Annotated in this window: 5 protein-coding genes and 1 pseudogene; all 6 read right to left on the bottom strand. The window is 48.4% G+C overall.

The annotated features are described in order from the left end of the window. On the bottom strand, nt 1-1386 hold a 1386-nt coding region (locus ACWGOO_RS15810; protein ID WP_452484904.1), incomplete at its 3' end, for a fibronectin type III domain-containing protein. Nucleotides 1387-1906: 520 nt separating this feature from the next. Beyond that, nucleotides 1907-3082 carry a cation:proton antiporter gene (locus ACWGOO_RS15805; RefSeq protein ID WP_452484902.1) on the bottom strand — a complete coding sequence of 392 codons (1176 nt, stop codon included), beginning with the start codon at nt 3080-3082 and terminating at the stop codon, nt 1907-1909. A 390-nt stretch (nt 3083-3472) separates the two neighbouring features. Beyond that, on the bottom strand, nt 3473-4837 hold the full coding sequence (locus ACWGOO_RS15800) for an MFS transporter (protein ID WP_452484900.1): 1365 nt from the start codon (nt 4835-4837) through the stop codon (nt 3473-3475). 91 nt (nt 4838-4928) lie between these two features. Continuing rightward, nucleotides 4929-5057 (bottom strand): hypothetical protein, encoded by a 129-nt coding sequence (locus ACWGOO_RS15795; protein WP_452484898.1) that lies wholly within the window; start codon nt 5055-5057, stop codon nt 4929-4931. Continuing rightward, nucleotides 5045-5218: pseudogene (locus tag ACWGOO_RS15790) on the bottom strand (winged helix-turn-helix domain-containing protein); the annotation flags it as partial. The gene ACWGOO_RS15795 and the pseudogene ACWGOO_RS15790, both read right to left, overlap by 13 nt. A gap of 40 nt (nt 5219-5258) precedes the next feature. Next, nucleotides 5259-6497, bottom strand: coding sequence for a CynX/NimT family MFS transporter (locus ACWGOO_RS15785; protein WP_452484896.1), 1239 nt, complete (start codon nt 6495-6497; stop codon nt 5259-5261). Between the last annotated feature and the right edge of the window lie 90 nt (nt 6498-6587).

Here is a 6587-nt window from a genome sequence, read left to right as displayed (position 1 = left end):
ATTCGTCGTTGACGTTGCTTTAGCCACTGGCGTGTTCGGCAAAGTCACACCGGTGACGATCTCGCTCCACGCCCCTGTGCCTGCTGCGTTTTTCGCTCGTACTCGGAAGCTATGCTCGCTATAACCCTCTAATCCCGCTGTGGTATAGATCAAATTATTTACAGCAACCGTAACTCCGTCTACTTCTACCTCGTAACTAGTGGCTCCACTAACCGCCAACCAAGCTAGAGTTATAGATTTATTTGTTGTCCCAGTTACATTTAAGCCTTCTACTCCAGTAGGTAGAGTAGTTTGATTTACAACTTTACTCCACTCACTTTCGTTATTACTGGATATTGCTCTTATAGAGTAGGTATGCTGGCTACTTTGTTTAAGCCCTTCATGGAGATATGATGTAACATTCCCGACATTAATTGCCGCTCCCCCATCCAGCTTTATCTCATAGGATTCAGCTCCTGTTACAGCCTCCCAGCTAAGCTGGTTTGCCTCACTAAGAGGCTGAAATCGAAGTAATGGAATACTTAAAAGTGTCCTAGCTGAAAAGGGCTCTGACCATTCACTGACCCCCAAGTCGTTCTTTGAACGGATTCTGAAGGAGTACGCTGTATCGGACTTTAGATTCCCAGCAGAATATTGATTTCCGTAAAGTGTCCTAACCACTGTTCCGTCTTGCTCCACTTCATACTGTATTGCATTGGCTGCCCCTAACCACTTTAGCTGGACGTTATTTCCTGATACCATGGTAGTGATATTTGTTGGTGTTAAAGGCAATTCAGTGGGTATAGCAGGATTTGCTGTCGCGTTAAACTTGTATGACTCAGACTTCGTATTATAATAAGTGTTTATTTGCGACGCTAAATCTACGACAAGTCCCGTATCGGCATTTACAACTAATTTAACAGGAGTCTCATAGCTATATACATTTCTTGGGGTCTGAAGACCAAACGCATCTTCGCTGGAACGTGTCCACTGCCCAACTTCCATGCCATTTTGTTTATACTCCATCACGGAAGATATAAAATAAATTTTATCGAGGCTCACAACAAATGCATGGGGAATATACCCTGTATGATTAGATGTATAAGATCCAAACTGAGCAGATTGAACATCTGATTCTGTGCCTGAAGCACTTAAATATCTGGAGAATGAGTAGCCTTTAGCAGAAAAAGAATAATTTCGCACCCAAGAAAATGATACCCTTCGATCGTTCGCATAAATAGCATCTCCCCTTTTCACCAATACCTGTCCATAATCTGATGAGGCTGATAAAATTGTATCTTTGTCTGCTGCGAAAGCACCTGGAATACCCCCTGCCCACTGGAATTGTCCTAAAAACAATACAGCAAACAATATACTTGCCCATCTAGCTCTTGCTTTTTCCCCCACCACAAGACCTTCTTCCTACACTGATATTAGATTAATTTAATCGTGTTGCTCCTTGTAATATTAAAAACACCTTCTACATCATCCTTTTGTCCTATTTTTTTCCTCTCCCAACATAAGGTATATCATAAAAAAAGAAATAAATAAATATAAATAAATTCATGAATTCCAAATAAAATTTAAGTCCATGCCCTCCCTAATAAATGGTTATACACTCGGCTAACCTCACACTAATAATATGACACCATATATCATAGAACGAGTAGAACAAGCTATTATATAAAGCCTATTCTATACATCCGTTATTTATTTTCCGATGATCAAGCAATACTTCACAGCCTTATCCAAGTCCAAATTTCTGCACCTCATTAAAAATATATATGTACGTAAAAAAGACCCTTCGGTCATGTCCCATATGTCATGAAACATTCGGTTTTGCTACAAACCGGACTTTCCATGCACACTTTGAGAATATGAACCCGAAGGGTCTTTTAGGTATAACTTAATGATGCTGTCGATGCTGTCAGGCCCCGGCTTCCTTCTTCTGTTCATGGCCGGGAGACTTCTTATCACTAAAGCATAGCTTGAGGATCGGAGGTGCAGCCAAAGTCGTCAGAATGACAGCAATGATGACGGATGTAAAATATTGCTGTGCCAGCAGACCCGTTTGCAGCCCGGTAGCTGCGATAATGAGCGCGACTTCGCCGCGAGATATCATACCGGAGCCAATCGCGAGCGAAGAACGTTTATCAAAGCCCGTCAGACGCGCCCCGATCCCGCCACCAATCAACTTCGTCACCATCGCAACCAGTGTCAAAGCAACGACAAATCCGATCTGCTGCCCTACTCCCTCGAAGGAAACATTAAATCCAATGCTAACAAAAAACACAGGGACAAAGATGGAATAAGCGATGGGCTCCACTTTTTCTTCCACGACATGCTTAAAGCTCGTTTGCGAAATGGCAATCCCGGCAGCGAAGGCTCCGATAATGCCCGCCATACCCAACATATCTGCAAAATACGCAAACCCGAAGCAGATGATCAAAGCAGCGGTAATGGTGGCCTCTGTCACCTTGAGCGGAGCAAGTATTTTCATGATCCAGGGAACCACAAACCAACCTCCGAATATAGCGACAACAAAGAAAATAAGCTTTTTGCCGACGAGAAGTCCTAGAGATGTTCCCCCTCCTACCCCGAATACACTCATCATCACCGCAAGCACCACCACCACCAGCACATCATCCAGCACGGCTGCGCCCAAAATTGTCGAGCCTTCCCGGGTGTTAAGCTTGTTCATATCCTTTAGCACCTGCACCGTAATGCTGACGGAAGTAGCGCTCAGCACAACACCGAGAAACCATCCCTCATGCACCGAAAATCCGAAGGCTTCCCCGACTCCAAAACCGCAAATCAGCGGTAAAATAATCCCCCCAACCGCCACGGATACCGCAGGTTTCCAGTTACGGCGAAGCTGATCCAGATCCGTCTCCAGCCCGGCAATGAACATCAGCAGCAGCACTCCGATTTCAGACATATCATGAATGAGTGTGTTGTCCTGAACCCATCCCAATACCGCCGGACCGAGTACAATACCGGCAATCATCTTCCCTAGCACCGAAGGCTGACCGAGCCTTACCGATAGATCACCAGCCACTTTAGTAAACAGCAGAATTAGCAAAAGATACAATATAAATTGCATGGCTCATATGCCTCCTTTAATCGACCAAATGGTAGACATCTAATATTGATAAAATGCTAAGACTTTGCGCAAAATATGTGCCTAACGTGCCCTAAACACAACAAAAAAGGAACATGTAGCTACAGATCCCCTTAAAAAAGACAAAGAGGAGCCTTGGTGACAGGCTCCTCCGGTAATCATTGTTATTTTATGTTGTCGTTCAATAACCTACGTAAGTTCGCGTATATACGCTCTTATTATACCTTTTCATTAAACCGTTGTAAACGTGAATCAGTTCTCTGCTTTTTCTACATAGCGGGCACGGTATTCAGAAGACAGCATACTCATCAGAGTCGAGTCATCATCATCCTCCTGATCTAAAAATATTCTGTCACGGCATTCGGAAACCAACTACTGTGCAGATTCCGCTTTTTTCACGACAGAAGGGTTAGATTCAGCGGGAGACTCACGCCAAATGACGGATTGAAGCATGAGTCCGAATAAACCTAAAGTTCCAATCGATACCCCAATCCAGACAAAGGTAGTACCTGGTCCCGTCAGACCAATCATTGCACCCCCGATAAGGGGTGATACGATCATAATCGCTCCAATCACGGTACTTTGAATACCGAAGACACGCCCCACCATATCGGCCGGTGTTCGGGCTTGCAATATGTAATTCTGGGTGATGATGTACAGACCATTGCCCACACCCAGCATGGCGCCAATCATAAGTAGCACAGGTAATCCTACCCCCGGTTGTGACCATCCCAGACCGGCAATAGCTCCGCCAATCAGCACATAACCTCCACCGAGGCCCCAGCCCGCGCTTATCCGGTTCAAGCGGTTCAGTACCAGCATACAAGCGACGGCGCCAGCGCCTATGGCTGAAACCAGCCAGCCGAGCAGCGATTCGTTACCCGGGGCGAGTACTCGTAGCAGCGTCGGAAACTGGTAGTCAATCATGAGAATGGCGATCATGCCGAAAATTCCGAACACAAGCGTATGCAAAAGCATTCGGGTGCGCCATAGGAACGCCCAGCCCTCGCGCCATTGGTTGAAAAAACGGGACGCGCTGACGCGCTCCTTCCGATGCTCGGTTTCATCACCCTCAGCCTCGCTTGGCGAATCCGGCTTTCCTTGCAGCACAGCAATAGTCGCTTGCTGCTCTATGCTGACGAGGGCGGGGCCGATTCCGCGCAGCGGCCACAGCACCAGGCCGGAGCACAGGCGCAGCAGGGCATTAAGGATAATGCACGCTTGGGGCGACAGCACAACCAAGGTCATGGCTCCCAATAATGGCCCCGCCACTTTGGAAGCCTGATTGACCAGCCCATTCAGCGAGGTCGCTCGAAACAAGTCGCCGCTGGCGACTACAGTGCGGGTTAAGCCTTGCTGTGATGGCATTTGGAATACACCTGCCGCCGCACGCAGACCCAGCAGAGGCAACAACCACGCTGGCCCCGGAGCAGCGAGAATCGCCAGCGTCAGCAGGGCAATAGCTGCATCGCAGCCGATCATCAGCCGGGCCTTATGCACCCGGTCGGCTAACGTGCCCGCGATAGAGCCCAGCAGCAGACCCGGCAGCGCCATCACTACCGGAATCAGCGCAATCAGCATGGGGTCGGCTTCCCAGCGGTAAGCGACGAGCACCTGAATAGCGATGGTATCAAACCAATCGCCAAAGGAAGCAGCCGTGTGCGCCGCAAACATCCGCCGAAAACGGACATTGCGCCAAATGCTAGGCATGGATTCTGATTCTTCCTTTTCCTTCATTTCTATTCACCCTGCTCTCATTTTCTGCATTATTAACAATAAGAACATTCTAGCAAGCCTATATCCGTGGAAAATCAGACAGCGAAAAACATCAGACCGCAGAAAGTGTCTGCTCCAACCAACGCCCCAGATCCCGCAAATACGGAGCCTCAGGCACAAATTTGTCCAGCTCATCCCGCTCCATCACTGCAAAAGTCAGCGAAAGTGAAGAGCATTCCATGACTTGAGCTTTTTGCGCAATCTGTAGATATGATCATCCACCGTGCGCTCCACCGGATACTCCAGCGACCACACACGATCCAGCAGTTGTTCCCGGGTGAACACCTGATTCCGGTTATCGTATAGAAAGCGCAGTAGCGCAAACTCTTTAGCTAACAACATAACACGAGCTGCACTACTGATCACACTTTAACCGTCTGCATCAAATGGCAGCCTGATCATCCACTTGGCCCCCGACATATCGTTTCTTCGCTGCTCCCAGCCCTGTAAACAGCAGCAATACGCTCAGGCACAAAAGCAGCAGCAGCGGAATGGTCCAGCCATGTGTAGTATCATGCAAATAGCCGAATAGCGTCGGCCCTGTCGCCGCCAACAAGTAGCCAAAGGACTGAGCCATACCAGACAACTCTGCCGCCTGCTGCGGTGTCCGCGTTCGCAAATTAAAGAACATCATCACGAGTGGAAAAGCAAAACCACCTGCTGTACCGATGCAAATCACCCAAATCACACTCCACTGCGTAGCCCCCAGCAAAAATCCACCCAGTCCGATAAAATACAGAGTAGCCATGATCAGAACCAATATTCGCTGATCTTTCACCCGTGCAGCCCAAATAGGTACAATAAAAGTAAATGGCATTTGCGAGAACATCATACCGGACAGCATCCATCCCGCAGTCTCCGAATCCATACCCTGTCCAACCATCATCTCGGGAAACCATGCGGCAGGGACGTAGAACAGGGCAGATTGCAACCCCATAAACAGCGTCACCTTCCAGGCCAAAGACGATTTATACACACTCACGGTTCGGGCGGACACCGCCGCCTTACTGACCGTTTTGCGCGCCTTGAGGAGCTGGGGAACCCAGAGCAAAATACCTGCCACACCCACAATGCTCCATATTCCCAAAGAACCGCGCCAGCCCATACCTCCGTTCAGAGCCAACGGTACGCTCAATCCGGATGCCGTTGCAGCAACTACATTCATGGATACTGAATACACCCCGGTCATCAATCCGCTATTGTGGGGGAACTCTTCTTTGATTAGACTGGGCAACAAAACATTACACACCGCAATAGCCAGCCCCAGCATGGCCGTCCCGGCAAATAGTGCAGTCACCCCCAACGTAGAGCGCACTACAATACCCGCGGTCAACAGCAGCAATGCCGCAAAAATGACACGGGTGGACCCGAAGCGGCGCGACAGAATAGCTACAAAAGGCGATAGCAGTGCAAAAGCAAGCAGCGGTAATGTTGTTAACAAGCCGCTCAGTGTATTCGAAATATGCAGGGAATCCTTAATCATGCCGACAAGTGGCCCAACCGAAGTAATAGAGGCGCGCAAATTTGCACCTACCAGAATTACCCCTGCGCCAAGCACCCATGGACCGGCATGCCACAAGGATTTGTATACCAAAGCTCGTTGGTGTTGCTGTGAATTCATCTCTCCCATTCTCCAATCCTTCTGTGTTATGCTCAAAGGCTCCAACCGAGTGTACGGCTGGAGCCTAAGCAGTTTCTATCTCATTAAATT

Source organism: Paenibacillus sp. NPDC055715 (genome assembly GCF_053617595.1).
The sequence above is the reverse complement of the archived record's forward strand: the minus strand, read 5'-3'. Positions and strand labels throughout refer to the sequence as shown.